At 74.2% G+C, this 26883-nt stretch carries 20 protein-coding genes; 2 read left to right on the plus strand and 18 right to left on the minus strand.

The window, feature by feature from the left end; all coding sequences use genetic code 11:
* Nucleotides 1-143: 143 nt before the first annotated feature.
* The 7 genes from QC385_RS27250 to QC385_RS27280 form a co-directional block, all read right to left on the minus strand.
* A complete protein-coding gene (locus QC385_RS27250) occupies nt 144-4475 on the minus strand; it encodes an SAV_2336 N-terminal domain-related protein (RefSeq protein WP_279544011.1) in 4332 nt (1443 codons plus the stop codon).
* Nucleotides 4465-5484 carry an AAA family ATPase gene (locus QC385_RS27255; RefSeq protein WP_279544012.1) on the minus strand — a complete coding sequence of 340 codons (1020 nt, stop codon included), beginning with the start codon at nt 5482-5484 and terminating at the stop codon, nt 4465-4467. Before QC385_RS27255 ends, QC385_RS27250 begins: the two co-directional genes overlap by 11 nt.
* A gap of 70 nt (nt 5485-5554) precedes the next feature.
* Nucleotides 5555-7279, minus strand: coding sequence for a VMAP-C domain-containing protein (locus tag QC385_RS27260; RefSeq protein WP_279544013.1), 1725 nt, complete (start codon nt 7277-7279; stop codon nt 5555-5557).
* On the minus strand, nt 7276-7629 hold the full coding sequence (locus tag QC385_RS27265) for a CU044_2847 family protein (RefSeq protein ID WP_279544014.1): 354 nt from the start codon (nt 7627-7629) through the stop codon (nt 7276-7278). The genes QC385_RS27260 and QC385_RS27265 overlap by 4 nt, the downstream gene beginning before the upstream one ends.
* An 80-nt stretch (nt 7630-7709) precedes the next feature.
* A complete protein-coding gene (locus QC385_RS27270; protein WP_279544015.1) occupies nt 7710-9086 on the minus strand; it encodes a carboxyl transferase domain-containing protein in 1377 nt (458 codons plus the stop codon).
* Nucleotides 9079-10536 (minus strand): acyl-CoA synthetase, encoded by a 1458-nt coding sequence (locus tag QC385_RS27275; RefSeq protein ID WP_279544016.1) that lies wholly within the window; start codon nt 10534-10536, stop codon nt 9079-9081. Before QC385_RS27275 ends, QC385_RS27270 begins: the two co-directional genes overlap by 8 nt.
* A gap of 47 nt (nt 10537-10583) precedes the next feature.
* The gene (locus QC385_RS27280; protein WP_279544017.1) at nt 10584-11951 is read right to left on the minus strand and encodes an SLC13 family permease; all 1368 of its coding nucleotides are present in this window, start codon (nt 11949-11951) and stop codon (nt 10584-10586) included.
* 195 nt (nt 11952-12146) lie between these two features.
* Between QC385_RS27280 and QC385_RS27285 the strand changes: the two genes are divergently transcribed.
* Nucleotides 12147-12851, plus strand: coding sequence for a FadR/GntR family transcriptional regulator (locus QC385_RS27285; protein ID WP_279544018.1), 705 nt, complete (start codon nt 12147-12149; stop codon nt 12849-12851).
* Between the two features lie 8 nt (nt 12852-12859).
* Here the strand turns inward: QC385_RS27285 and QC385_RS27290 are convergent, their stop codons facing one another.
* Nucleotides 12860-13954 carry a MerR family transcriptional regulator gene (locus QC385_RS27290; RefSeq protein WP_279544019.1) on the minus strand — a complete coding sequence of 365 codons (1095 nt, stop codon included), beginning with the start codon at nt 13952-13954 and terminating at the stop codon, nt 12860-12862.
* A 148-nt stretch (nt 13955-14102) separates the two neighbouring features.
* On the opposite strand from QC385_RS27290, the gene QC385_RS27295 reads away from it, so the two are divergent.
* Complete coding sequence (locus QC385_RS27295) at nt 14103-14972, plus strand: ATP-grasp domain-containing protein (RefSeq protein ID WP_279544020.1); 870 nt, start codon at nt 14103-14105, stop codon at nt 14970-14972.
* A 68-nt stretch (nt 14973-15040) separates the two neighbouring features.
* On the opposite strand, the gene QC385_RS27300 is transcribed toward QC385_RS27295, so the two are convergent.
* The 10 genes from QC385_RS27300 to QC385_RS27345 all read right to left on the minus strand — a co-directional run bounded on the left by QC385_RS27300 (nt 15041) and on the right by QC385_RS27345 (nt 26863).
* Entirely contained in the window at nt 15041-15649 is a 609-nt protein-coding gene (locus tag QC385_RS27300; protein WP_279544021.1) for a hypothetical protein, read from the minus strand.
* Nucleotides 15615-16442 (minus strand): FkbM family methyltransferase, encoded by an 828-nt coding sequence (locus QC385_RS27305; protein WP_279544022.1) that lies wholly within the window; start codon nt 16440-16442, stop codon nt 15615-15617. Before QC385_RS27305 ends, QC385_RS27300 begins: the two co-directional genes overlap by 35 nt.
* The gene (locus QC385_RS27310) at nt 16439-16660 is read right to left on the minus strand and encodes a Trm112 family protein (protein WP_010042297.1); all 222 of its coding nucleotides are present in this window, start codon (nt 16658-16660) and stop codon (nt 16439-16441) included. Before QC385_RS27310 ends, QC385_RS27305 begins: the two co-directional genes overlap by 4 nt.
* Entirely contained in the window at nt 16657-17562 is a 906-nt protein-coding gene (locus tag QC385_RS27315) for a hypothetical protein (protein WP_279544082.1), read from the minus strand. The genes QC385_RS27310 and QC385_RS27315 overlap by 4 nt, the downstream gene beginning before the upstream one ends.
* A gap of 15 nt (nt 17563-17577) precedes the next feature.
* Nucleotides 17578-18315 (minus strand): class I SAM-dependent methyltransferase, encoded by a 738-nt coding sequence (locus QC385_RS27320; RefSeq protein WP_279544023.1) that lies wholly within the window; start codon nt 18313-18315, stop codon nt 17578-17580.
* Nucleotides 18312-19559: a condensation protein gene (locus QC385_RS27325; protein ID WP_279544024.1), complete on the minus strand. Its 1248-nt coding sequence runs from the start codon at nt 19557-19559 to the stop codon at nt 18312-18314. Before QC385_RS27325 ends, QC385_RS27320 begins: the two co-directional genes overlap by 4 nt.
* Nucleotides 19556-23731: an alpha-(1->3)-arabinofuranosyltransferase gene (locus QC385_RS27330; RefSeq protein WP_279544083.1), complete on the minus strand. Its 4176-nt coding sequence runs from the start codon at nt 23729-23731 to the stop codon at nt 19556-19558. Before QC385_RS27330 ends, QC385_RS27325 begins: the two co-directional genes overlap by 4 nt.
* Nucleotides 23728-24438 carry a class I SAM-dependent methyltransferase gene (locus QC385_RS27335; RefSeq protein ID WP_279544025.1) on the minus strand — a complete coding sequence of 237 codons (711 nt, stop codon included), beginning with the start codon at nt 24436-24438 and terminating at the stop codon, nt 23728-23730. The genes QC385_RS27330 and QC385_RS27335 overlap by 4 nt, the downstream gene beginning before the upstream one ends.
* Nucleotides 24439-24509: 71 nt before the next feature.
* Nucleotides 24510-25661 (minus strand): glycosyltransferase family 4 protein, encoded by a 1152-nt coding sequence (locus QC385_RS27340; RefSeq protein WP_279544026.1) that lies wholly within the window; start codon nt 25659-25661, stop codon nt 24510-24512.
* Between the two features lie 206 nt (nt 25662-25867).
* Entirely contained in the window at nt 25868-26863 is a 996-nt protein-coding gene (locus QC385_RS27345; protein ID WP_279544027.1) for a DUF3068 domain-containing protein, read from the minus strand.
* Between the last annotated feature and the right edge of the window lie 20 nt (nt 26864-26883).

Consider the following 26883-nt stretch of genomic DNA (forward strand, 5'->3'; position numbering starts at 1 on the left):
AGACCGTGGGAGGCCGCCAGGTGGCGGGCCTCGCGACGTGAGGCCGCCGGGCTGGCGGGCCTCCCTCGCATCGTGCGCGGGAGGGGACGGGGGCGCCTTTCTGAGGGGGCCGGGCGGGGCGCCGCCGAACGGGCGGTTGTCCCTCACCGGGCCGGGAGGGAGCGCGCCGCCTCCAGGAGCGGTGCCAGCGAGGTGACGGTGGTCTCGCAGCCCGCCTCGTCGAGCTGCCGGGCGGCGGTGGTGTTGCGGGCGAGGCCGATGAAGCGCACTCCGGCCTGCTGGGCGGCGGTGAGTTCGGCGACCGTGGAGCCGATGAGCACGCCGGTCGCGGCGGCGCCGCCCAGGGAGTGCATCGCGCGCAGGAGGCAGTCGGGATGCGGGGTCAGCAGGGTGAGGTCCTCACCGCGGGCGTGGATGCCGGCCAGGGGGAGGCGGTAGGGCTCCAGGTAGCTGTGCACGGCCGGTGCGCTGACGTCCGTGACCACGCTGACGCGGCGGCCGGAGCCGTGCAGGGCCCGGACCAGCGGCACGGAGTTGTGGGTCGTCGGCGCGTCGGGGACCGCGCGCAGCTCGATGGCGCCGAGACGGTCGCGGAGCAGCGGGGCGAGCCGGTCCTGGGCGAAGGCCCGCAGGACGTCGAGCGGATGCGTGAACGTGTCCCGCGCCGCGGCGGGCGGGGCGCCCTCGGGGTCGCGGTGCTCGGCGACCAGGGCGAGCAGGTCGAGCGCGGCCTCGCTCGCCGCCTGCGCCGAGAACAGCCGGGCCATGGGGCCGTCGAAGCCGATCAGGACGGTCTCGGCCTCGCCGAGGAGATCGGACAGCGGGCGCTGCGTGGGGGCCGGGTCCTGCGGCATGCCGGGCAGAGCCGCCCCCTCCGGTGCCAACTGCACCGACGCCGCCACCGACAGCCCCGGCACCGGCCAGCGGCGCAGCCCGGCGTTGACCGCGCGCTGGGCCGCGCCCGCCCGGCGCAGCGGATGGCGGCGGGTGATCCGGGCCGCCTCCTCCAGCAGATGGCCGAGCAGCGGCTCGGAGACCCGGCCGACCTCGGCGCGCACGAAGGCGACCGGGTCGTCCACGTGCCAGGACAGCTCGACCGCGGCGGTGAACGCGCCCTTGCCGGAGCTCGGCAGGGAGACCCGGTGGTGGGACTGGTGGGTGGTGAGGTCCACCTCGTAGTACGTCACGAGGCTCGGCTGCCGGTCGCCGTGCGGCTGAGCGGGGTCGAGGAGGGTGAGCGGGCCGTCGGGCCGGGTGTGGACGACGGCCGTGCGGCCGGGGGCCGGTATCCCGAGCCGGCGCAGGTCGTGCGTGATGAAGGGACCCTGCACCAGGTCGCGGGTCTCGGGCCGCGGGGCGGCGGCCGGGGCCAGCGGGCAGGACCAGGCGACCGGCGGGGTGTCCGTCGCGCCGTCCTGGAACAGGGGCTGGAAGCGCCGGGGTCCCTGGGCGGCCGAGCTGGCGGCGAACTCCTCGTACACGGCCGGGGCGACGACCACCTGGATGCCGGCGGGCACCGGCGGTACGTCCGGCGGCGGGGCGGACCGGTCCCAGAAGGTGACGGTCAGGGACGGCGGGTCCGCGAGCCCGGTGAGGACCTCGGGCAGGCCGCGCAGGACGGCGACCAGGACGGGGAGGACGTAGGTGCCGGGTTCGGTGTGGACGACGTAGCCGTCGGGGCGGACGCGTACGTCGAACTGGTGGGCGGCCAGGGCGCCGCGCGCGAGCATCTCGTGCACCGCGTACTCGAGCGTGATCCGGGCCTCCGGCCGGTTCAGGTCGTCGGCCTCGAAGAGAATCGTGGGGGCGGTGGCCTCCCGGGCCTCGTCCAGTTCGGCGTGCAGGGCCCGGAGCCTCGACTTCAGGACCCGCAGACGGTCCCGGGCCGCCGCCGCCGCGGGGCCGGGGACGCCGTCCAGGGGCGGGCCGTACCAGAGGTCGAGGGCGCGCTGGACCTCGGCGGGGCCGCGCGCCGGGCCGTCGAGCAGCTTCTCGCAGTGGAACACGTCGACGTGGACGTCCGGCGCGTGCAGGGCGCAGCCGTCCGGCAGGGTGACCAGGGCACCGGGGGGCAGCACCCGGCGCAGCTCCGCAACGAGGTCCTCGATGCGGGCCGCGGCCCGGCGCTCCGCCGGCGGTTCCTCCCACAGGCCCCGGGCCAGCTCGGCGTGCGTCACACGGCGCCCGTGGGCGAGGAGCAGCATGCACAGCAGCGCCTGGGCCTCCGGCGCGGGAGGCTCGACGGGCCGGGTGCCGTGGCTGATGCGCAGGGGTCCGAGCAGGGTGACGTCGAGCGGGGGCGGCCACTGGGTCGTCGCGGCCGGGCCGGCGGCGTACCGGGCGGCCGCGGGCAGCCTGCGCCCGTCGATCAGGTCGAGCAGCTCGCGGTGCTCGGCGGGCACCGACACGCTCGTCGCCAGCTGTTTGAGCAGCCACCGGAACTCGGCCAGGTCCGACTCGGGGTCCTTGCCCCGCGACTCCTCGCCGAGTGCGACCCGGCTCAGCAGCACCGTGCCGTCGGGCCGCAGCAGCAGGCCAGCGGGCCCGCGCTCCCCGCGCACCAGGCCGTGCGCGTGCAGCGCTTCGAGGCCGGCCAGGCCCTGGCTCACCAGGCGGGCGAACGTCCGGAAGGAGAGACCCGAGAGCACCTCGGCCAGGGTCAGCCCGTCCACGAACTCCGTGACCACGTACGGGACGCCGTCCGCCACGCCGAAGTCCAGCACCCGCACCACGTGCGGGTCCGCCAGCCCGGCCAGGGTGCGCGCCTCGCTCAGGAACCGTTCCTGTGGTGCGGGCTGCTCGCGGTACCGGCGTACGACCACCTGCCGGCCGGTGTGGACGTCCACCGCCTTCCACAGGCTCCGGTTCGCCCCGCGCAGCCCGGTCGGCCGGTAGCGCCCGGCGAACAACCGCTCCGCCGGCCCCTGCCCGCCCAGCCGGCGCACGGTCTCCTCGCTGACCGTCGCGAACGCCGGTCCCGAGCCGTCCTGTCCGCCGTCCGTCTGCGCCCGGAACTCCCCGGCCGCGAGTCCCGCCCGCTCGTCGATCAGGCTGCCGATCCGCGCGAGGAACTCCCGGGTCCGGCCGCGGGCCGTGCGGGGCAGGGAGCGCAGGAGCAACTCCCGTACGCCGGGCCGGAACGCGTAGGAGCCGGGCGGGCCCGGGACGGCGGTGAGCATGCCGCTGAGGATCACCTCGGCCAGGTGCTGCGGGCGCGGGTCGCGGTCCACGGCGCGCTGCACGAGGCGCATCACCGGGACCGAGGGGACCGCCAGCGCGAGGTGCCCGGCGAGCCGGAAGGCCTCCGGGGACGCGGTCGCCCGGAAGCGCAGCACCAGGTCCTCGGGGGAGGCAGCGGCGATGTCCTGGGCCGGCTCCGCGGGCGGTGCGGGAGCGGGCGGCAGCCACGCCGCCGCGCCCTGGGCGCGGGCACCGCCCGGGCCGGCGACCAGGGCCGCCCAGTGGGCGAGCCACGGCGCACCCGGTTCCAGGACCGGGACAGGGAGGGCCAGGTCTGGAGGTGGTGCGGCTTCGTACGGGGTGAAGGCCAGGGCCGCCGAGGGCGCCGCCGTGGACGGGGACGTCAGCACTCCCGGCTCGGCGGGCAGCGCGGTCGAGGACCACAGGTGCTCCGGCAGGGGCTGCACCACGGCGAGGGGCATGCGGTGCGCCCAGTGGCGCAGGGTGCGGTACCAGCGGTCGCCCGCCTCGCCCGGACGCCACTGCGGGCCCATGCAGTCGCTGATCACGAGGGTGACGGTGCGGCCGTCGTCGAGGACCGGGACGTGGCGGGCCCGGCCGTCCGGGGTCGCCGGGTGCAGGGTGACCGTACGGAAGATGCCCGACTGGGCGAGGGCGGTGTGCAGTTCGCTCACCAGTGGGCGCCAGACCGGCATGGTGGGGCCGGTGTCGTGCACCAGGTTCAGGCGCAGCCAGCGGTCGGGGGCCGGGCGCAGCACCGGGAGCCACACGTCGGGGTGGGCGCCGAGCCGGGCGATGCGGTCTGCCGTCGCCCGCTCGTCCAGCACCCGGGCGTGCGGGGAGGGCACCTTGCGCTTCAGCGGGCGCAGGGCGCGCTGGAGCGCGAGGGGGTGGGGCAGCATCGGGGGCGCGGGGGCGAGGAGGGGGGATCCGCCGCCGCCCGGGGAGTCGTGCCCATGGTGCGGGGACTGCGGGGCGGGCAGGACCAGCGGGACGCGGTCGGGGGTGGGGCGGACCGGCTCCGGTTCCGGTTGCGGGGGCACGGGGGCGGGGGTTTCCGCCTCCGCAGGGGCGTTTCCCTCGTGTGCGGGTGGAGTGTCGCCGTCGCCGCCGGGCTGCTCCGAAGGCTCATCCTCCTGTCGGGCCGGTTCCAACCGGGCGGCCATCCACAGCAGTTCGGCCAGTTCCCGCGGCGTCGGCGACGCACCGGCCGCGGACAGGGCCGCGGCCAGCCGGGCGACCGGGGACGGCCCGGTGCCGTGGTCAGAAGCCATCGCCGTCGGCCGTCGCGCTGAGGTACGGCATCAGCTGCTCGGCGAGGTCGTCCAGGGACTCGGCGTCGAGGCCCGCGACGCCCGTGAGGTAGAGGGCGTTCAGCAGCTGGTCGGTGGCGAGTTCGCCGCCGCCCGCCCGCTCCAGGAAGCGGGTGATCAGACGGTCCGCGTGACCGTCCGGGGTGTCGAGGTGGGCGCGGACGATGTCGGTGAGCTGGTCCCGGTCGGGGCGGCGCAGCTTGAGCCGGACGCAGCGGCGCAGGAAGGCGGGCGGGAACTCGCGTTCGCCGTTGCTGGTCATCACGACGAAGGGGAAGGCCCGGCAGCGGACCCGGCCGCGGTGGACGGTGACCGGGGTGTCCGTGCCGTCCGCGAGGACCTCGGCCGCGCCGTCGCCGGAGTGGCGGGCGGCACGGACCAGTTCCGGGATCTCGTACTGGCCCTCCTCCAGGACGTTCAGCAGGTCGTTCGGCAGGTCGAGGTCGCTCTTGTCGATCTCGTCGACGAGCAGGGCGCGCGGCCGTTCGTAGGGGAGCAGGGCCGTGCCGAGCGGGCCGAGGCGGAGGTGGTCCTCGACGTCACCGGCGGCCGGGCCGGACCCGTCCCGCCGCTCCCGGGCCGCGTACAGCCGGGACAGCGGGTCGTACTGGTAGAGGCCGTCGGCGAGGGAGCTGCGGCTGGTGATGTTCCAGCGCAGGACCGGGCCGAGGCGCAGCTCGCGCGCCACCGCGTACGCGAGCGAGGACTTGCCGGTGCCGGGCGGGCCGGTGACGAGCAGGGGGCGGCGCAGGCAGAGCGCGGCGTTGACGAGCCGGACGCTCTCCGGGGTGGCCACGTACGACTTCGCCCGGTGCACGCGGTCGGGGGAGACGGCCGTCGCGTCCTCGCCCTCCTCGGGCGGTGACGCGGCGGGCCCGCCGTCGAAGGCACGCCAGGGCGGTGGGGCGGGGAGGTCGTCGATGCCGTCGTGCGGCTCGTTCCTGCCGGTGTAGACGGACCAGTGCGGCATGGGGGATGGTCTCCGCTCTCCGTTTTCGAGCTGGTGGTTCTCAAGGGCGCCGGGCCGGGTCCGCGGTGGGTCAGGCCACCGGGGTCCGGGCGTGGGTCGCGGCGACGGCGTGCGGGTCGGTGAAGACGCGCGGGTCGTCCCACAGCAGCTGGATGCCGTGGGCCCAGTGCTCCTCCTCTGCGTCGGCCTCCTCGCGCAGCGCCAGGATCTGCCGGGGCAGTTCGGCGGGCGGTACGGCCGTGAGGCAGGCGTCGAGCGCGTCGAGGAAGGCCTTGCCGGTGCAGCCGTCCGCTCCGGAGCAGTCCTCCTGCCCCGAGCCGCAGCCGTCGCGCGACCACACGATCACCGGGGCCGGCGCCGTGAGCGAGGTGTCGAAGTGCGGCCGGGTGCGCGAGGCGGCCGGGGCGGCGCCGAACCCGGCGAGGCAGGCGTCGGGGCGTCGCAGCCGCAGCCGCAGCCGCCCGGGCTCCTCCGGCCCGCCGCACTCCACACGGTGCATGCGCGCGCCCGGCAAGGTGTCCAGGCGCTTCCAGGCCCGGGTCAGGACATGCCGGGTGCTGGCCTTGCGCCGGGCGTGGTCGGTGACGACCAGCGGATAGAGGCAGCCGAGCGGGGTGGGGTCGTCGGGGGCGCTCTCCCAGCGGTCGACGGGCCAGTCCAGCCAGTCCCGCGGCAGCGCGAAGGCGACCAACTCGTCGGCACCGGGCGTCAGATACCGGAAGGCCGCCTCGATGTGGTCCCGCACGTACGCCCGCAGCCGGTGCTGCTCGACCGTGCCCGAGTCCACCGGGTGCCGCCGCCCCTCGCTGTACGCGGACACCTCGACGCGGACCAGGCCGTCACCCGCGCCGCTGTGCCCGAGCTCCACGAGGATGGGCGACCAGTCGGGCCCCGACGGCTCCACGGCCGGGGTGTGCAGCAGGGCCTGAAGCCGGTCGGCGAACCGGGACACCGTCCGCGCCGCGCCCGGGCCGTCGAGTTCGCACAGCACGAACAGGGCCGCCGACCACAGCGAGTCGAACCCCTCCTCGGGCGCCGGCGGATCGAACGGGTCGGCTGCCGCGGTGTAGAGCCGGACCGGGTCGCAGTCCACGCCGGCGCGCTCCGCCTTCTCCACCAGGGCGCGCAGCCGGGCCCGGTCGGCGGTGGTGTGGTCCGAGGTCGGGACCAGGCTCTGGAGCGCGGGCCAGTAGCGGGCCATCACCTGGGTGGGCATCATCCGGCCGTTGCGCACGTCCCGGGTGCCGGCCGCCGCCGTGACCATGCCGACGACCTCGCCGGTGTCGGCCAGGGTGACGGCGGCCCCGCTGAAGCCGGGGGCCAGGGGCTGGCCGCCCGGGTGCCAGGCCTCCAGCTGGATCCACTCCCGTTTGATCAACTGCGGTGCGGTGACGCGGTATTCGGCGAGGGTGCCCTCGTCGAAGCCGGCCGGGAAGCCGTAGACGACGAGCTTGCGCGGCGTTGTGCCGTGCGCGGCGTCGACCGGGGCCAGGGCGGCCGGGGCGATGGGCGTCTCCCGGTCGAGTTCCAGCACGGCGAGGTCGCCCAGGTCGGTGCTGGAGCCGGTCCAGCCGCCATGGGCGACCACCCGGGCGGGCACGGGCGCGGAGCCGGGCCGCTCCGTGAAGGTCACCGTCAGGTCCTCGCTGTCCCCGACGACGTGGGCGCACGTCAGCACCGTGCCGGGCGCGACCAGGAAGCCCGCTCCGGCCACCCGGCCCCGTAACTCGATCCGGGCGTGCCACTCGGCGCTGTTCAGGGCTCCCACCAGTGCGCTGTCCACGGCGCTGTTCATGACGCGGCGCCGGCCTCCGGAGCGCCGGCCTGCTGAGCGGACGGGGACCAGGACAGCTTGACCACCAGATGGCCCTCGGCGGTGCCCTTGGCGATGAACGCGCCCGTCTCCGCGGAGAGTTTCACCCCGAACTCGATCTCCACGCCGTCGGGCTTGAGCGAGCCGTCCCGGAACACCCGCAGCGCGGACTCCGCCGCCGAGCGCACCCCGTCCAGGGCGCCCTCGAAGGTGCGGGTCGCCTGGACCGTGCCGTCGCCGCGGGAGACCAGGCGGGAGCCGGACCGCTCCTCCACCGCCTCGACCGCGACCACGCCACCGTCACCGGTCCTGAACTCGACCAACCCGTCCACGGCACCCCCGTCGTCCCACTGCGCTCAGCGTTTCCGTTGTTACGGAAGGTACTTGATGTCGCGTGGGGCATCCACCGAACTCACGGTCCCACGGTCCCCCGGATCACCCCCAGCTCCACGAGATCCTGCGGCCGGATGCGCAGCCGGTCCGCCGTCGCCTCCACCTCGCGCGGCGGCCGCTTGAGAATGGCCGCCGCGAGCTCCGGCGCGATCACCGAGAAGTAACTGTCCGGGGTGGCCCAGGTGTTGCCGGGCGCGGCCAGCGCCAGCGCGCCGCCGGAACCGCCCTCGCCGATCACCAGCGTCGTCAGCGGGGTGCGGGCGCCCGCCACCGCGCCGAACAGGTCCGCGATCGCGGCGCCCGCGCCCTGCCGCTCCGCCTCCGCGTCGTTGGCGGCGCCCGGGGTGTCCACGAGGGTCAGCACCGGGATGCCCAGCCGGTCCGCGAGGCGGATCAGACGGGCGGCGGTGCGATAGCCGGCGGGGCGGGTCGCGGTGCCGGTCTGCGCGGCGTACGCGACCGTGCGCCCCTCGTGCGTGCCGAAGCCGCACAGCATGCCGTCCGGGTCCGTGCCGCCGCAGCGGTCGCCGCTGATCGCGGCCCGGTCGGAGAAGTAGGCGTCCAAGTAGGCGGCGGCGCGCGGGCGCCGGGGCGAGCGGGCGCGCCGGACGGCGTCCCAGCCGGTGGCGGGCAGGCCCGCGTCGTCACCGAGCGGCCCGGGCGGCGGCGCCGGTGTGCCGGACGGGCACGTCAGCAGCCGCAGCCACCGGCCCAGCGTCTCCCGCAGCTCCTCCGGTCGTACGACCGCGTCCGCCGCCCCCGCCGCGACCTGCGCCTCGGCCGTGTACGCCGCCGGGGCCGCGTCCGCCGGCCGCACCCGGGAGCCGGCGAAGCCGACCTGGGCCCCGGGCAGCGCGAGGACCACGTCGGCGCCCGCGCCCAGGGTGGCCCAGCCGCCCCCGGTGGTCGGGTCGCGCAGCACGGCGATCTGCGCGAGACCCGCCTCCCTGGTGAGCGCCGACTGACGGGCGACCCGCTGGAGTTGGGTGAGGGCGAGCATGCCCTCCTGCATCCGGCTGCCGCCGGTGGCGACCAGCGGCACGACCGGGAGGCGGTGCTCACGGGCGTAGGCGTACGCCGCCTCCAGCCGGTCGCCGGTGCGCTCGCCCAGGGAGCCGCCGAGGAAGCCGAACTCGAACGCGATCAGCACGGCCCGGCTGCCGCCGACCCGGGCGCTGCCGCAGACCACGGACTCCTGCTCGCCGGTGCGCTCGGCGGCACGGGCGCGGGAGGCGTCGTAGCCGGGCCAGGCGAGCGGGCCGTCCGGCTTGGACTTCCTTATGGTGACGGGCAGTTCGGTGAAGGTGGCATCGTCGGCGAGGGCGTCGGCGACCGCGCGGGCGGAGAGGCGCTCGGTCGCGGAGGTGCGCTCGGTCGCGGGGAGGCGCTCAGTCATGGGGCAGCGCCCGCTTCATGATCTTCCCCATGTCGTTGCGGGGCAGGGCGTCGAGGTGGTGGACGACCCGCGGGCGCTTGTGCGGGGCGAGACGACTGGCCACGTGATCCGCCAACTCGTCGAGGGACGGCGGGGACCGGTGCTCCGCCGGCACGATCCACGCCACGATCCGCTCGCCCAGGTCGGGGTCCGGCTCCCCGGTGACGGCGGCCTCCCGCACCCCCGGGTGTTCCAGGAGCGCGTTCTCGATCTCACCCGCCCCGATCTTGTAACCGCCGCTCTTGATCAGGTCGGTGGCCTTGCGGCCGACGATCCGGACGTAGCCGTCGGGGTCGCGCACCGCCATGTCGCCGGTGCGGAACCAGCCGTCGGCGGTGAAGGCGGCGGCGGTGGCGTCGGGCCGGTTCAGATACTCCGTGAACAGGTTCGGCCCGCGCACCTGGATCTCGCCCACCGTCTCCCCGTCGTACGCGGTGACCTCCGAGCCGTCCTCCTCGACCAGCCTCAGCTCCACGCCCGGCAGCGGCACGCCGACCGTGCCCGGGCGGGCCTCGCCGTCGGCGCGGACGCTGGTGTTCATCAGCGTCTCCGTCATGCCGTACCGCTCGATCACCCGCCGTCCGGTCGCCGTCGCGATCCGCCCGTGGTCGTGCACGGGCAGCGCGGCGGAACCGGACACCAGCAGCCGGGCCCCGGTCAGCGCCTTCACCAGCTCCGGGTCGCCGGTCACCGACTCCGCGATCCGGTGGTACATCGTCGGCACGCCGAACAGCATGGTCGCCCCGGCGTTCAGTTCCCGGGCGACGCCCTGCGTGCTGAAGCGGCCCAGGTGCCGCAGCGAGCCGCCGCGCCGCAGGGGGCCGAGGGCGCCCAGGACCAGGCCGTGCACATGGAACAGCGGCAGTCCGTGCACGAGTACGTCGTCACTGGTCCACTGCCACGCGTCGGCCAGGGCGTCCAGGGTCGAGGCGATCGCCCGGCGCGGGATGACTGCGCCTTTGGGCGGGCCGGTGGTGCCGGAGGTGTAGACGATCAGCGCCGGGTCGGACTCGTCGGCGTGCTCCTCGGGGACCGGCCCGGTGCCGTGCACGTCGACGTCGAGGCGGGGCAGATCCCTTACCGGGGCCGGGAGTTGGTCGTCCGGTGCCGTGAGCACCAGGCCGGGGGCGCTGTCGGACAGGATGTGCCCGAGCTCCTTCTCGCCCGACTTGGGGTTGAGCGGCACGGCGGGCACGCCGGCCAGCAGCGCGGCGACGACGGCGACGGCGGTCTCCATGGTGGGGGTAGCCCAGACGGCGACCCGCGTGGCGTCGCCGATGCGGCCTGTGAGTGCGCCGGCCGCGGCGGCGAGCTGCGCGTAGGTCAGGGAGCGCTCGCCGAAGCGGAGGGCGGGGCGGTCGGCCGAGCCGTCGGCCGGGGCTTCGGTCAGGGCCGGGAAGAGAGGGGTCACGCGTCACATCTCCTTAGCTGTTTTCTGTCGGACCGGTCAGCGGCCGGCTATCCCCAGCCGGGGACGACCATGACCAGCCACGCCGCCGCCGGTACGACCGCCACCACGATCCCTCCGTACACCATCAGCTGCCGGAAGAAACGCTCACGGTCGACGTCCGGGGCGGCGGCCAGGACCAGTGCGCCGTTCGTGGAGAACGGGCTCACGTCCACGACCGTCGCCGACACGGCGAGTGCGGCCACCATGCCGATCGCGCCGATCTCGCCCCGTTCCAGGAACGGCACGGCCAGGGGGATCAGGGCGCCCATGATCCCCACGGAGGAGGCGAACGCGGAGACGAGGGCGCCGATGTAGCAGAGCAGGACGGCTGCCAGCAGGGGGACGCCGATGTTGCCCACGCCCTCGCCTGCCCAGGTGATGGTGCCCATCTCGTCGAGGACGCCTACGTAGGTGAGGACGCCGCAGATGAGGAGGACTGTCGGCCAGGCGATCTCGCCCACGGCCTTGCGGCTGTCGTCGGGCCACAGCGTGCTGAGGACGACGGCGAGGGTGATGGCGGTGAGGCCGGCGTCGAGATCGAAGACGAGGACGGCGAGCACCAGGGCGAGGAGGGAGGTGAGGGTGGCTGTGCGGGCCGGGGTGAGGGTGGTCGTCTCCGGGCTCGGCGTGCCGGTTGCCGAGGTGGGGTCGGTCCGCGGCTCGGCGGTGCGGGGTGCCGCTTTCTGCGGGACGGGTGCCGCCCCAGCGGCACGATTGCCCGCAGCCGGGGCGGGACTGCCGCCGCCGTCACGTTCGTCCACCGCCCCCTGCGCCCACAGCTTCAAGCCCCCGCACACCACGAACACCACCCCCGCGATCACCAGGTTCGCCGCGAGGGACGACAGGAACAGGACCACCTCGTTGCCGGGGAGGTTCTCGCGTTCGACGATGCCGTTGACGATCGAGCCGTAGATGCTGATCGGGGAGAAGCCGCCGGCCTGGGCGCCGTGGACCACCATCGCGCCCATCAGCAGCGGGCTGATCCCGTACCGGGCGGCAAAGCTCAGGGCGATCGGGGCGACGATCGCCACCGCGGCCGGGCTGACCGCGCCGATCGCCGTGAGGGTGCCGGTCAGCGCGAACATCACCCAGGGGATGAGCGCCACCCGCCCCCGCACGAGCCGGACGGCGGCGTGCACCAGCCAGTCGGTGGTGCCGTTGGCGCGGGCGATGGCGAAGAGGTACGTGACGCCGACCAGGACGACGAACAGGTCGCCGGGGAAGCCGGCGAAGATGCCGTCCGCGTCGAGATCGGCGACGAGCCCGCCGACCCCGAAGGCGGCGGCGAAGGCGAGCGCGCCCATGTTGACGGAACGGGTGGTGGCGATGACGAACACCACGACGAGGACGAGGATCGAGATGAGTTCGGGGGACATACGGGCTCCCGTCTTTGGGCCCCGGAGCGGCTGGGAGCACCCAGGAGAGTGGCCGAGTGGCTGAACCACTTGAGGTGCGTTGGCTGAACAGCGTGGGTCCGGCCCGCACGTCCGTCAAGGGGGTGCGCAACAATTGGTTCAGCCACTCGGCCACCGTGAGGGGCCGGTGTTACGCTCCCGGCGAGAGGGGGACTCATGACCGACGCCCTGCGCCCCATGGCCAAACAGCGCCTCTACGAGCAGGTGCTGGAGCGGCTGCGTCAGTACGTCGCCGAGGGCGGCCTGCGCGCCGGCGACCGGCTGCCGCCCGAGCGGGATCTGGCCCAGCGGCTCGGGGTGAGCCGCGCCTCGGTGAAGCAGGCGATCGTGGTGCTGGAGGTCCAGGGCCTGGTGGAGGCCCGGCACGGGGGCGGCACGTACCTCGTGCGCGACAGCCTCGACACCGAGCCGGTCGAGCGGATGGTGGAACGCCGCCGGCGCCTGCCCGACGTACTGGAGGCCCGGGAGGCGCTGGAGACGAAGCTCGCCGAACTGGCCGCGGAGCGGCGCTCGGAGGAGGACCTGGACGCGATGCGCTCGGCGCTCTCGCACATGGCGGAGGAGATCGAGGCGGGCGGTCACGGCGTCGAGGGCGACCGGCTCTTCCACGCGGCCGTGACGGCGGCGGCCCACAGCGCTCTGCTCGCGGAGTTCATGCGCTCCATCACCGAGCAGATCGCCGAGAGCCGCACCGAGTCCCTCCGCCAGCCGGGCCGCCCGTCCCGCTCCCTCTCCCAGCACCAGGCCATCCTCGACGCGATCGCCGCAGAGCAGCCCCGCCAGGCGGCCGCGGCCATGCGGCGTCACGTCCGCACGGTGGCGAAGGTGCGGTTGCTGGACTGGGAGCCGGAGGAGTCGTAGGAGGAGTCCTAACCCTGGTCGTCCGTGCGCTCCCCCCTCTGCACCACGTCCGCCACCACACAGCTGACGTTGTCCGGCCCGCCGGCCTCGTTGGCCGCGGTGACCAGGGCCCGGACCGTCTCGTCGGGGGCGGTGGGCGGGGCGAGGAGCTCCCCGATCCGGTCCTCGGGGACCACGCTCGACAGGCCGTCGGAGCACAGCAGATAGCGGTCGCCCGGGCGGGCGTCGTGCAGGCGGAAGTCCGGGATCGTGGGCGTGCCGTCGCCCGTCAGGGCCTTGAGGAGGAAGGCCCGCTGGGGGTGGGAGACGGCCTCCTCGGGCGTCAGACGCCCCTCGTCGATCATCGACTGGACGACCGTGTGGTCGTGGGTGATGAGGAACAGTTCGCCGTCGCGCAGCAGGTAGGCACGGGAGTCGCCGATGTGCACCAGGGCCAGCCGCGAACCGGTCCACAGCAGCGCGGTCAGGGTCGTGCCGATGTCGTCGGCGCCGTCGGCCACGTCCCGGACGGCCTGGGCCGCGCCCCGCACGGCGTCCTCCAGGAGGTTGAGGACCCCGCCGGCCGGGATCTCGTCCGTGTCCAGGAAGCGCAGTGCCTCCACGGCGGCGCTGCTCGCGGGTGCGCCCGCCGGTCCGAAGCCGTCGGCGACGGCGAGCAGCCGGCCGCCCGCGTACGCCGTGTCCTGGTTGGCGGGCCGGACGCGACCGGTGTCCGAGTGGGCGGAGTAACGCAGTTCCAGCATGGCGGTGTCCTTTCGGGACTCGGGCGAGTCCGCTGTCAGGTGATCGACCAGGAACGCGGCGAGGTCCCGCCGTACCGCCGTCTCCGCCTCGACACGCGCCCAGTAGGCGCGGATCTCGCGGGCGGCGGACGTGGAGTCGCGGTCGTGGAGGCGGCACACCTGGCGGATCTCGGCCAGCGGCATGCCCAGCCGACGCAGCCACGCCACCAGCCGGGCCTGCTCCAGCTGCCCGACCGCGTAGTACCGGTATCCGGTGTCCGGGTCCACCCGGGCGGGCCGCAGCAGGTCCAGCTCGTCGTACAGGCGCAGTGCCTTCGGCGAAAGCCGGCACGCCTTCGCGAACGCGCCGATCGTCAGCATGTCCCGGTGCACCTCGCCACCTCCCTCGGGTTCCGCCACCGATGCTGGGGGCTCACCGAAGGTGAAGGTCAAGCGGGCTGTTGTGGTTCCCGCAGCGGTTGTTAGCCTGCCGGTCGATCAACCGATCAGCCCGAAGAGGGAGCCCTTTGTGCCCCGTATCGCACTCGTCACCTACGACTCCGGTCCTGAGCCCGGCAAGGACCAGGACCTTCCCCTGCTGGTGCGGGCGCTGCGGGACGCCGGTGCCGAGGCCGTCGCCGTGCCCTGGGACGCATCCGGCGCCGACTGGGGCGCCTTCGACCTCGCCGTGATCCGGTCGACCTGGGACTACAGCTGGCGGACGGAGGAGTTCGCGGCGTGGGTGGAGCGGTGCGGGACGCTGACGCGGCTCGCCAACCCGCCCGGGGTCGTGCGGTGGAACACGGACAAGCGGTACCTCGGGGATCTGGCGGCTGCCGGTGTGCCCGTCGTCCCCACCCGGTACATAGCGCCCGGCGAGCCCGCCGACCTCCCTGACCACCAGGAGTACGTCGTCAAGCCCACCGCCGGCGCCGGCGCCCGTTTCGCCGCCCGCTACACCCACGACGAGCACGAAACGGCCCTACGACAGCTCGAGCGGATGCACGCCGAGGGCTTCACGGCGATGGTGCAGCCGTACGTGCGCAGCATCGACTCCGCCGGCGAGCGGGCCCTGCAGTTCTTCGGCGGACGCCTGCTGCACGCCAGCCGCAAGGGCGCGGTCCTCGCGCCGGGCACACCGTACGACGCCGACAAGGTCGCCCACCCCGACCTCGAACCCTGGGAACCGACCGCCGCCGAACTCGACGTCGCCGAGCGGGCGCTGGCCGCCGTACCCGGGCAGGCGGAGCTGCTGTACGCGCGCGTGGACCTCGTCACCGGGGCGGACGGGGAGCCGTGCGTGATGGAACTGGAGCTGGTCGAGCCGAACCTGTTCCTGTGGCTGCACCCGGAGTCCGTGCCGCGGGTGGTCGAGGCGGTCCTGGCCGCCGCCGGCTGATCACACCGGGCGCCGCGGGCACAGGGCGACGCCCCGTTCCTCCCGGCCCTCGACCGGGTGGGACCGCCTCAGCCCTGACGGCCGGTGACGGCCACCCGCTGCACCAGCCCCCACGTGAACTCCGCGACGACCTCCCACCGCACGCCCTGCCCGTCCGGCGCGGTGAACGCCAGACCCCAGCGGGTCGGGGCCGTGCCCTCCAGAGGACGGGCCGGGGCGAAGGCGCGGGCCGCCTCGTCGACCGTGCAGGACCAGGGGGTGAGGTCGTCGAGCGTGCGCAGCCCGGGTCCCTCGGCGCCCGCGGCGCGGACCAGCCACTCGTTCCACACCGCCCCGTTCGGGGCGGTCAGGACCTCGAAGCGCAGGTCGGGCCAGAGGGGGAGGGGCCAGAGCCAGGCCTCGCAGTCCAGGTCGCCGATCCGGCGGGCGGTACGGGACTCGGGCTCGCCCAGCACCGAGCGGTAGCGGGAGAGGGACGAGCGGGACCGCGGGGAACGGACCATCGCCTGCCAGCGCTTGTTGGCCTCGCGCATGTCCGCGAGGGAGACCCCCAGCTCGTGACGGGCCTCCTCCACCAGATCCGGGTTGTGGTCGGCCATGCGGCGCAGCAGCACCAGCTGGAAGCCGAGCGGTGTGAAGGGGCTAGCGGGGCGCTTTCCGGAGGGCATGGGAACCATCGTCGCCCACCGGCGCGGTGCCCGGGCGGCGGCCGTCCGGGAGGAAGAGCACCGAGTTGACGTAGCGCGGGCCGCGCAGCACGTTGTACGGCAGGACGCGGCGGAGCAGGCCGTGCGAGACCACGTAGGAGGCGTCCGCCTGGTGCGCCTCCAGGGGGAACTTCGCCAGCGGCACCCACCGGTCGCCGGGCAGGACCCAGCCGTCGTAGCCGAGCAGTGACAGGTACGTCACCACCGGGCCGATCGGCTGGATGCGGGACTCCAGCTCCACGAACAGGGCCGGGCGGTCGCGGGCCAGCAGGCCCGTCGCGCCGCGCAGGACCGCCGGCTCGTTGCCGTCCACGTCGATCTTGATGAAGCCGACGTTCCGCAAGCCCAGCTCGTCCAGCGTGACGCAGGGGACGTCCAGCGCCCGGCCGTGGATGTCACGCCGCACCAGCGACGACACGCCCCGGTCACCGGAGTCGTCCGGCGGCAGCCACAGGCGGGCGATGCCCGGGCGGTCCGAGGCCGCGGCACGGATCACCCGTACGTTCGGCGGGACGGCGGCGGCCAGCAGCCGGGCCAGATGGGGCACCGGTTCGATCGTCACGACGTGCTCGGCCAGACCGGACAGCCTGTGCGTCCAGGGCCCGTACCAGCCGCCGACGTCCACCGCCGTACCGCAGTCCGGCGGGCACAGCTCGGCGAGCCGGGCCAGCTCCGGTTCGAACCGTGGGTAGAGCGCCCGGGCCGTCGCGGCCACCAGACGGGTGGGCAGGAGGGGAGCGAGGCGGGCTGCCAGGCTGGTCATGGGGCCATCCTCTGGAGAAGTTCCTCGTGTTCGTCGTCCGGGACCTGCTCGCCCGAGGACGGCAGCAGCTGCGGAATGCCGTCGACGATCGGATAGCGGCGGCGCAACCGCGGGTTGTACAGCGCCTCCTCCTGCCCGGCCTCCTCGGCCAGCAGATGCAGCGGGCCCTTGTCGAGCGGGCAGGCAAGGATCTTCAGCAGCGGGTCGTCGGGCTTCATGGGGAGGCCAACTCCTTGGCTGGTGCGGGGGGTTGGGGAGCAGGGTCGTGCTTCGGCATGGTCAGCAGCACGGCGACCGCCAGGGCCGTGCCCGCCACCCGCAGCGCGAGCCGCAGCGGCTCGTCCGGCAGGGCCTCGCCGAACGACAGCGTGCCGAGCACCGCCGTGAACAGGGACGTCACGGTCGTGCACACCGGCACGATCAGCGAGGCCCGGCAGCGCTGGAGCGCCGCCTGCGACATCACCAGGCCGAACACACCGGTGAACAGCAGCAGATACGGATACGGGGAGCTCAGCAGGTCCAGCACCGCACCGCCGATCCCGCTGGTCGTCAGATGGCTCGACACGCCTTTGATGGCCAGCGAACTGACGCCGTACAGCAGGCCCACGGCCACCCCGTACTCGACGCCGGTCGTCGGCCGCCGGTGCCGGTTGCGGGCCCGCCGCTCGGCGGAGCCGTACAGCCACAGCCCGGCCGCCAGCGACGGCACGCACACCAGCAGGATCAGCTGGTACGGCGCGTCCTGGCTGACGGTGTCGGAGCCCTCGCGCAGCGACAGCACCACCATCAGCAGGGCGAGCAGGATCGCACCCAGCGCGTACCGCTCCCGGCCGCTCGTCTCCTCGCCGAGCAGCCGGGCCGACAGCAGCACGAGCAGCACCAGGCCGGAGACGAAGATGCCCTGCGCGGCGGCGATCGGGAGGGTGCGGTAGACGACGAGCTGCGCGGCGAAACCGGCGGCCAGGGCGAGGGAGCCGCCGATCCACAGGGGGCTGCCGAGGACGAGGCGCAACAGCCGGGCCGGCTGCCGGATGCTCACCTCGGGGAGCGAGGTGAGCGCCCGCTTCTCCAGCACGAAGCCCAGGCTGTACAGGGTGTTCGCCAGCAGGGCCGCGGCCACTCCCCACCACATGGGCTACGTCCTCCTGGCGTGCAGCAGCAGGATCGACGCGAGCTGCGGCCGGGCACAGGCCAGCCGGTCCAGCGGCCGCAGCGGGCGCGGTACGCCGTGGAAGGGAGCGCCCTCGAGCGCCACGACCGTGAACCCGGACGCGGCGACGAACTCCCGCAGCGCGCGGGCGGTGTAGAGGCGCAGATGTCCTACGACCTCACGGCCCGGGCGGCCGTGGATGCCGCGCAGGCTGACCTCGGAGAAGACCGGCTGGACGCCGGCGAGCAGCAACGCGCGGTTGTACCAGGCGGCCAGGTTCGGCGTGGACAGCATCAGATGCCCGCCGGGCCGCAGGATCCTGCGGATCTCGTCGAGCGCCGCGTCCGGGTCGACCAGGTGCTCGATCACCTCGCTGAACAGCACGGCGTCGGCCGACTCCGCCGCGAACGGCAGTCCGCCGCCGGTGAGTTCGCCGCGGACCGCGTACGGGATGCGGGTGCGGGCGCGCCTGAGGGCGTCCTGCGACCAGTCGACGCCGATGACGCGGTGGCCGGGGAGGAAGGGCGCGGCGACGGCCGCGGCGGTGCCGTCCCCGCAGCCGATGTCGAGGACTGTCCGTGCGTCACCGGTCGTGGCCGGTCCGAGGGCCGCGGCCAGCATGCGGGCCTGGCGGATGCTGCGCGGGGTGCCGGAGGAGACGGGGACGGCCGGGTTCTCGTAGAAGTCACGCAACTCGGGGGGCCGGGCGGGGGCGCTCGTCACGGGCTCACCTCCGTGGTGTGCAGATAGTGCTCGAACAGGTCGCGGAGGTGGGCGCCGTCGCCGTGGCTGAGCAGGGCCCGGGACCAGCGCAGGGCCAGGTGGAGGCGGCCGGCGGTGGAGGCGGTGGTCACGGTGAGGCCGCGCGGCATCCTGGCCGGCGCCGAGAACCAGACCGCGTGCGCGCGGCCCGTCTCCTCCCCGAAGTCCAGCGGGTACGGGATACGGCCGATGTTGCTGAGCAAGGTGGTCGACGTCCAGGGCGCGGCGGCCCGGCGCAGGGCGCGGGTGAGCGCGGCGCGGGCGGCGACCGGGGCCCAGGGGGCGGTGAGGAGGGCGGCGCCGTGGCCCAGTTGGGGGCGGGGGAGGGCCTTCAGCGCCCGGGTCCGCTCCGCGGTGCGCCGGAGCAGGGCGGACATGTCCGGGCGGTCCAACTCGGATGGGGCGAAGGGGACTTCCACCAGGCGGGTGCCGTTGCCGATGGGCATCGTGGTGTCGCGGGGACGGTCGTCCACGGGCATGGTGATGCGCAGGGGGCGGGGCCGGGCGCCGTGCTCCCTGTTCCAGTGGGCGATGGTCAGGGCCGTGGTGACCATGAGCTGGTCGTTGACGGTGTAGGGGGAGCCCTTGGGGCGGTGGGGGAGGGGGAGTTCCGTCACCAGCATGCCGTTGCCGGGGGAGGGGTCCGGGGTGCCCGGCGCCACCCGTGCGGGGGGTGACCAGCTGGTCGGAGTGTCCGAGGGTTCTTGCCGGGGCTCCGCGGGGCGGACCGGGGGTGCCGCGGGGGCGTTGTCCCTGCCTCCGTAGAGTTCGGCGGCCGTGGCCAGGACGCGGAGGCAGGCCGGGCCGTCGAGGGCGGTGTGGTTGATGGTGAGGAAGAGGACCGAGTCCACCACCTCGAGCCGTATCGGCGGGGACACCGACAGCGGTGGCGCCTCCGTCAGGGCCCGGGTCCTGGCGTCCTGGAGCGCCCGCGGCCCCGGCGGGGCGAAGGTCACCACCTCCACATCGGGCTCCGGCGTCAGCTCCCACTCGTACCGCCGCCGGTACCACGGCCCTTTCGCCTCCCGCATCAGAATGCGCGGATGCCGGTGCAGGGCCTCCGTGAACGCCTTGCGCAGACGCATCCGGTCGACGGGGCCGGGGAGGTGGACCTCGATGTGGACCGTCTCCGGTTCCTCCTCCTGGAAGCAGTGCCGGGACACCTCGTCCACCACCGGGAACGGGATGCGTACCGGTGCCGTCATGCGGGCTCGCCCTTCCCCGTGTCCGTCGTCCTGGGCAGCTGCTGCGTCGGCGCCTCGGAGGAGGGCCCCTCCCGCAGACTCACCAGTCCCGCGAACAAGCCGATCAAGGCCAGCAGTTGGGCCGTACGGCCGAACGCTCCCTCGCCCGCGCCCACCGGCTCCCCGGCCCCGAACGCGGCGGCGATGCCCGCCCCCGCCAGCGCCGCGAACGCGATCGGCACCAGCAGCGCGTGCCGCCTGGCCGCGAGCAGCGCCAGCGCCGGGACCAGCAGCGCGAGCCACCCCGCGATCACCGCCCCGGCCAGCGTCAGCGCCACCGTGCCGAGCCACAGGCCGGGCAGCGGCGGGGCCGGCTGCGGAGCGTCGGGGTTGGGGGCGCGGCGGCGCCAGAGCGCCAGGCCCAGCAGCACCGCGATGCCGGCGCCGCTGCCGATCAGCCCGGCGTCGTACGTGGTGGCCGGTTCGTAGGACAGCTTGACCGCGCCGCCCGCCCCGGCCGGGATCCGCCAGCCCTGCTGCCAGCCGTCCAGCCGCAGCGGGGTGAGCTCCTTGCCGTTCAGGGTGGCCTTCCAGCCGTCGTTGAAGTTCTCGTACGTCGTCAGGTACGAGGCCGCGCCCGAGCCGACCGACACCTCGCGCCGGTCGCCCAGCCAGTCCCGGACCCGCAGCTCACGCCCGGCCGCGGCGGCCTCCGGGACCGTCCCGCGGGTCAGGGTGACGTCGGTCAGCGCGAGGGGGCCGGCGTCGCCGCCCTCCAGCCGGTGGTCGCCCGAGGACAGCTGCACCTCGCGGTCGCTGCGGCCCTCCTGGCAGAGCGTCACCTCGACGGACCGCCGTTCCACCAGGTCACGCACGGTGCCCTTCGCGCCCGTCTGGTACAGCTCACCGTCCAGCGCCACGTCGGGGCCCTTGCCGCACGGCAGGGAGAACTTCCGGGTGCCGTCCGGCTGCGGGGTGCGGTACTGGTCCAGGGAGGGGATGTACGCCTCCGTGAGGCCCACCGGGAGGCGCAGCTTCTCGTCGGCGACCGGGTTGTGCAGGGTCAGCGGGGCCGTCTCGGTGATCGTGATGTCGAGCCGGTCGGTGGTGATCGGCGGGAAGCGGACCCAGCCGTTCTCGTCGACGCCGGCGATCGTCGCGCCGTCCGGGGAGCTGATGTGCACCTGGGAGGCGCGGGCGGACAGACCGCCCGCGGGGGCCAGGACGAGTTCGCCGACCGGCTGCTTGCCCTCCCAGCTCAGGTGGATCGTCGGCCGGTCGCCCGCGACCCACGCCGTCGTCAGGTCGCCGTCGGTGAGGTTGCGTGCCGCGAGGCCCGCGCCGAGGCTCGCCGTGGAGTCGGCGGTGGCGACGATCCGGGACTGCTGCTCCGGCGCGACCTCGTACAGCAGCCGGTCGAGTTCCTCGCCCGGCACCGGCACCGCGCTCGCCGTGACCTCGTACGTTCCGGCGGCCGGTGTCGCGAAGCGGCGGTGCAGGCCGGCCTCGGTGCCGGTCGCGGAGAGGCCGGTCGGGTCGGAGGCCCGGTGCAGGGAGACGACCGTGGCGGCCGCGGTCGCGTCGTCCGCGTCCGCAGGGAGCCGCAGCAGCCGCGTCACCTGCACGTCCGGCAGGTCGATCTCGGAGAAGCCCGCGCCGGTGAGCCCGGCCCGGCGCTCCACCGAGTCGACGATCGTCAGCTTCATCCACCGGGTGCCGCCCTCGGGCGCCTTGACGCTCTGCGCCGTGCCGTTCGGCCTCAGGAAGCTCGTCCGCTCGCCCTTCTCCGTCTCCACCCGCACCTTCGTCGCCGCCGCCCGCACGCCCTCCTGTGGCAGCGGCGTGACCTTGAAGGAGGACGGCATGTCGTAGGAGCCGGTGAAGCCGATGCGCAGCCATTGTCCGTCCGGCGTGTCCGGCGAGCCCTCCGTCCACGCGGTGTCCGGGTTGCCGTCGAAGGCGTTCACCGGGTCGAACTGCGGCAGGTGGAACAGCCAGTTGCCGTACGAGGAGGCCGTCACCGAGCGGGCGCCGCGCAGTTCGGCCACCGTCTGGTGCTCGGCGCCCTCGGTCGGCAGGATCTGGCGGGGCTTCTCGCCCGGGTCCTGCTGGGCGTCGGGCGCGTTGCGCTCGTCGCGCGTGTACGTGTACGACGTACCGGCGTTGACCACGCCGAACCGGGTGTCGGCGCGCCGCATCCCGTCGCCCACCACCTGCACCGCCGGGGTGCCGAGCCCCGGGTGGTTGTCGCCGGTGAGGACGGCCGCCCGCCCGCGCAGCCGGGACGCCAGCGGCAGCAGCGCCTCCGGGCCGCCGGACACCACGGCCGTGTCGGAGACCGGCATGAGTCCCGCCTGCCCGGGCCGGACCACGTCCTGGCCGGCCGGCCGGTAGATCTCCACCGCCCGCTGCTGCGCGTACAGTCCCTCGACCTGGAGCGGGGCGTCCTGCGCGATCCGGCCGCCGGTCATGACCGGCCCCAGCCCCGTCACCCGCTCGTACCCCGACTGTTCGAGGGTGCGCTTGACGGTCGCCGTCGGCACATAGCCGATCTGGTCGGGGTCGAGATCGTTGCGTACGACGACGTAGTACAGCCCGGCCCGGCTCAAGTAGTCGGCGAGGCCCGGGACTTCGGCACCGGACAGCAGCGCCTGCTCGACCGCGTCCATCGCGCGCCGGTTCCCGGGCGTGCCGAAGGGGACGTAGTCGCGCTGCGCCCACCGCGACTCGGCGAGCACGTCGAGCGGCTGGTCGATGGGCGAGCCCCAGGTGTAGACGCCGTGCGCGGTCGCCGGGACGACCAGGGCGCGCGAGTCGGGCGAGTACTTCTCCAGCCAGTCGGCCGTGGCCTGCCAGTAGGTGGGGAGCTTCTGGAAGGAACCGGGGTTGAGGATCGAGCCGTTGAGGTACGGCCACAGCAGCCCCGGCAGGATCAGCACCGCCGCGACCAGCGGGGCGAAGCGCCGGCCGCGCACCGGGCGGGCCCCGCGCCGCTCGGCGGCCACACCCACCAGATGGGCCAGGCCCAGCACGAACGCCAGCGCCAGGCCCGTCTGGAACTTGTAGATGTTGCGGAACGGCGACAGCCAGCCGTCCAGCCAGCCCTGCACGACCCCGTGGAACGGCGCCCCGAACGCTCCGCCGTACCCGGCGAGCAGCACCAGCGCCGCCACGAGCACCGTCAGCACGAGCCACCGCCGCTCGGGCATGTCCCGCCGGGCGAGCCCGGCGAGACCGAGCCCGGCCGCCAGCGCCGAGCACACGATCACGACGACCGACGAGGCCACGGCCCACCCCGCGGGCAGCCACGCCTCACCGAAGTGCAGGTAGGCGACCCAGTTACCGGCGCCGCGCAGCGCCTCGGTCGCCGCCATGGTGTCCGTCGTGGTCTGCGACGTCTCTATGTACGGCAGGAAGTTCTCGCCGTAGACGCCGAGCAGCAGCAGCGGCACCCACCACCAGGCCGTCACGACGATCACGGCCGGAGCCCACCAGGCGATCAGCTTGCGCTGCCGCGGGCCGGGCGGCCGGGACAGCAGATACAGCCCGACCGGCAGCAGGGACGCCAGTGTCGCCGAGGCGTTCACGCCGCCCATGAACGGCACCAGCAGCGCCGACCGCAGGGCCGCGACCCGGGCGGCGTACCGCTCGTTCGTCAGGGGCAGCAGCACCCACGGCAGGAACGCGCCGGGCAGCGCGGCGGCCGACGTGGAGCCGATGACGGTGGTGAACACCGGCCACAGCGCGTACGCCGCGGCACCCAGCAGCCGGGAGGCAGCACTGCCCACCCGCAGCCGCTCGGCCAGCCGCAGCGCACCCCAGAAGGCGACGGACACGATCAGCGACATCCACAGCCGCTCCGCCAGCCACACCGGCAGTTGTACGAGGTCGCACAGCCAGTAGAACGGCAGCATGGGCCACAGATAGCCGACGTACTGGTCCTGGATCCCGCCGAATCCGGCCCGGTCGTGCCACAACTGCCCCAGGTCGGCGAGGAACTGGCCCGGGTCGACCGTCACCCCGAGTTTGGTGTCGAACGTCTGCCGTCCCGGCTGCACCGCCAGGAGCAGCACGAACACCACGGCCCAGAAACCCAGCAGCCAGCGCCGCGACCTCGGGCCCTCGGGCGGGCCCGCCGCGGTCGCGGTGGTGGGGACGGCTGCCGGTGGAGGAGCCTGGACCGTGGTTGTCATGTAGGACACCGCCGCAGGATGAGGAGGAGGTTCCAGGTGGCGAACTCACGGATGCCGGGCGCCTTGACGACGGCCTCCGCGAGGAACGGCCAGTAGCGGGAGCGCGCCGAGACGACCGTGACGTCGTCCCGGGCACGCACCTGCCGCAGGGTGGATCCGATGTGCACCGCGAAGAGGTTCTCGCCGAGCGTGTGCTTGGCGGGCCTGCCGGTCCGCCGCAGATAGCGCGCCCGGGCCCGCTCGGCACCGAAGTAGTGCCACGGGGCCCACTCGTGCCCGCCCCACGGCGACAGCCAGTTGGTGAACGACACGTAGATCAGCCCGCCGGGCCGCGTCACCCGGGCCAGTTCACTGAGGAACGTCTCCGGGTCGGCCACGTGCTCCAGCACGTTGGAGGAGAACGTGACGTCCGCGACGCCGTCCCGCAGGGGCAGCAGGTACCCGTCGGCGACGACGGCCGATTCGGGGGGCTTCCCGCCGAGTTCGGCCAGGTCAGGCTCGAAGAGGAACGCGTGCGCTCCGCGTCGCCGGAACTCCTCGGTGAAGTAGCCGCTGCCGCCGCCGACGTCGACGACGGTACGTCCGGCGACGGGCCCGTCGTAGGCCTCGACCTGGTCGGCGGCGTCCCGGGCGAGCAGCGAGTAGCAGCTCTCGGGATCGTCCTGTTCGTGGAGGAAGGCACGGAACAGGGCGAGGGACCGGCGCACGGAGGGGTCGCTCCCATGGGGGCGCGCGGCTGTGACACGTGTGGCTCCGCCGCGTGGGCGCTTGGGCGGTATCACGGAGCCCAGCCCCTCACCGCCTCCGCGGCCACCGCCCGGAACTGCCGAACGGTCCGGTCCCACCGGAACTGCGCCGCCCGCTCCCGGGCCGCCTTGCCCATCAGCTCCCGCCGCGGCCCGGACAGGCCGAGCGCGCACCACGCGGCGGCGAACGAGGACTCGCCGCGCGCGAGAACTCCGGTCTCACCGTCCACCACGGAGTCCTTGAGCCCCGGCACGTCGAAGGCCACGGTCGGCGTCTCCCGCGCCGCTGCCTCCGTCACGACCAGGCCCCACCCCTCCACGGCGGAAGGGTGCAGCAGCAACCAGGCCGCGCACAGCAGCCGGTGCTTCTCGGCCTCCGAGACATAGCCGGTGAACTCCACACCGGGGCCGGCGAGTTGCTCCAGTCTTCCGCGCTCGGGTCCGTCCCCGACGATGACCAGCCGCCCGCCGGTGACCGGCCGCACCCGCTCCCACAACCGCAGCAGCAGATCGATCCGCTTGTACTCGACAAGCCGGCCGACGGCGACGAACAACGGCTCGGGGGAGCGCTCGGCCCGTGGCGCAGGCTCCTCGACGCCGTTGTGCACGACCCGGATACGGTCGCGCTCGACGCCGATCGCGCGCAGCGCGTGGGCGGTGGAGGGGGAGACCGCGACCAGCAGACTCCGCTGCTGCGCCCCGGTCAGGGCCCAGTGTTCGAGTCTTCGGCCGATCCGCGCGGCAGGCGCCAGCGGCCCGCCGAAGCGCATCTTCCACAGGTCGGTGTGGACGTGGTTGACCAGGCACAGCGTGGGCCCGGAGTGCCACAGCGGCGCCAGGTACGGCATGCCGTTGCACACCTCGACCAGCAGGTCGCAGTCGCCGACCTGGCGGGCGAAGGCCGACCGGGCGCGCAGGTAGTGCCCGTACGGGCCGCCCGCCGACACGACCCGGTAGTCCCGGAAGGCCGCGGGGCCCCCGCACAGCAGGGTCACCTGGTGGCCGAGCCGGGTCAGGCCGTCGGCGAGCTTGTCGACCAGCAGCTCGGAGCCGCCGGCGGACGGATTGTCCAGATCACGATGGGCCAGGAAGACGATCCGGCGCGGATGTGGGGGAAGCGCCGGAAGGTGCTGCGGCGCGCTGGGGGACGCGGCACGCAGCTGGGACGGCACGTGCTGGGGCATGGGTGCTCCAACTCGTCTCGGGGTGCGGAACTCAGCGTGGGGGCAGGTCTGGCTCTGGGGGTCTTGCTGTGGGGGGCCTGAGCCCTTCCTGGGAGGGGAGTGTGGACGGGTTGTGCTCGGGTGGGGTTGGACAGTTTTCGCCCGGACGTTCTCCACGGCTACTCACCGACGTGACAATTTCGGGCTTTGTTAGAGCTGACGTCACATCACATCGTGAGGGTGGGCTGGGGCGTACTGGACGTATCGGACGGAGTGGGCTGCTCCGGCTCCTTCCGCCCACGCGCCACCAGAACGCCACCCGCCACCGCGAGCAGCACACCCGCCACACCGGCCCCGATCGGCAACGTCGTACCCACCAGGCGCAGTTGACCGCTGTCCCGCTTCGCCTGCCGCACGGCCTCCTTCTGCGTCTCGGTCGTGAACGAGACCTTCCGGCTGTCCAGCAGCACCGCCGCGTCCTTCTTCCCGCCCGGCGCCCGCAGGGTCCGCCTGGGTCCGGTCTGCGCGTAGATCACCCGGCCGGTGGCCTGGTCGACGACCAGCTCGAAGCCGTGGTTGGAGTACCACTCCTCGGCCAGCACCTGCGGCCGCCCGGGCTGGTCGACGAGGCTGCCGGGGACCATCCGCGTGCCGGTCCTCGTCGGCGGTACGGAGCCGGTGAACTTGTAGCCCGTGTAGCCCTGGACCTTCTCGGTGCCCCGGTAGCGCAGCACGACCGTGTCGCCGAGGGTGTTGTCCCACCACTGGTACGAGCGTTTCTGCACGTCGAAGGGGAACTTCAGGTAGGCCTCGCCCTCGATGTACGGCTTCTCGCCGCAGCAGTGCACGGGCCGGGTGGTCTTCCGGTCCATCACCCAGCGGTGCGGCGTGAAGTCCAGCGCGTCGTGCGGATCGGCGGCCGGCAGCGACTTGTCGGTGTCGACCGTGGTCGTCACGTCCCAGACGGCGTTGCCGCTGCGTTCGCTGTCCTCGACGTTGCCCCGCACCCGCTGGGTCACCGTGATCTTCCGGTCGGGCACCGTCTCGATCCGGTCAGTGTCGAAGACGCTGCCCCGGCCGGTGTAGACGGCGGTCGTGTCGATGTCGATCGGGTTCACCGCGGCGCGCGGCTGCACGTACCAGGCGAGCAGTGGCGCCAGCGCCAGCAGGAACGTGCCGAGACCCAGCAGGATCAGGGAAAATGGAGAGGTTGTACGGCGCATCCGGGCACTCCAGTGGCTTG

Source organism: Streptomyces sp. DH10 (genome assembly GCF_029813805.1).
In the GTDB taxonomy this organism is placed as follows: domain Bacteria; phylum Actinomycetota; class Actinomycetes; order Streptomycetales; family Streptomycetaceae; genus Streptomyces; species Streptomyces coeruleofuscus.

What these genes read in the sequence shown, in the direction of transcription:
- QC385_RS27250 (WP_279544011.1), bottom strand. Translation starts at nt 4,475, where the DNA reads ATGGCTTCTGACCACGGCACCGGGCCGTCCCCGGTCGCCCGGCTGGCC.
- QC385_RS27255 (WP_279544012.1), bottom strand. Translation starts at nt 5,484, where the DNA reads ATGCCGCACTGGTCCGTCTACACCGGCAGGAACGAGCCGCACGACGGC.
- QC385_RS27260 (WP_279544013.1), bottom strand. Translation starts at nt 7,279, where the DNA reads ATGAACAGCGCCGTGGACAGCGCACTGGTGGGAGCCCTGAACAGCGCC.
- QC385_RS27270 (WP_279544015.1), bottom strand. Translation starts at nt 9,086, where the DNA reads ATGACTGAGCGCCTCCCCGCGACCGAGCGCACCTCCGCGACCGAGCGC.
- QC385_RS27280 (WP_279544017.1), bottom strand. Translation starts at nt 11,951, where the DNA reads ATGTCCCCCGAACTCATCTCGATCCTCGTCCTCGTCGTGGTGTTCGTC.
- QC385_RS27285 (WP_279544018.1), top strand. Translation starts at nt 12,147, where the DNA reads ATGACCGACGCCCTGCGCCCCATGGCCAAACAGCGCCTCTACGAGCAG.
- QC385_RS27290 (WP_279544019.1), bottom strand. Translation starts at nt 13,954, where the DNA reads ATGCTGACGATCGGCGCGTTCGCGAAGGCGTGCCGGCTTTCGCCGAAG.
- QC385_RS27300 (WP_279544021.1), bottom strand. Translation starts at nt 15,649, where the DNA reads ATGGTTCCCATGCCCTCCGGAAAGCGCCCCGCTAGCCCCTTCACACCG.
- QC385_RS27305 (WP_279544022.1), bottom strand. Translation starts at nt 16,442, where the DNA reads ATGACCAGCCTGGCAGCCCGCCTCGCTCCCCTCCTGCCCACCCGTCTG.
- QC385_RS27310 (WP_010042297.1), bottom strand. Translation starts at nt 16,660, where the DNA reads ATGAAGCCCGACGACCCGCTGCTGAAGATCCTTGCCTGCCCGCTCGAC.
- QC385_RS27325 (WP_279544024.1), bottom strand. Translation starts at nt 19,559, where the DNA reads ATGACGGCACCGGTACGCATCCCGTTCCCGGTGGTGGACGAGGTGTCC.
- QC385_RS27330 (WP_279544083.1), bottom strand. Translation starts at nt 23,731, where the DNA reads ATGACAACCACGGTCCAGGCTCCTCCACCGGCAGCCGTCCCCACCACC.
- QC385_RS27340 (WP_279544026.1), bottom strand. Translation starts at nt 25,661, where the DNA reads ATGCCCCAGCACGTGCCGTCCCAGCTGCGTGCCGCGTCCCCCAGCGCG.
- QC385_RS27345 (WP_279544027.1), bottom strand. Translation starts at nt 26,863, where the DNA reads ATGCGCCGTACAACCTCTCCATTTTCCCTGATCCTGCTGGGTCTCGGC.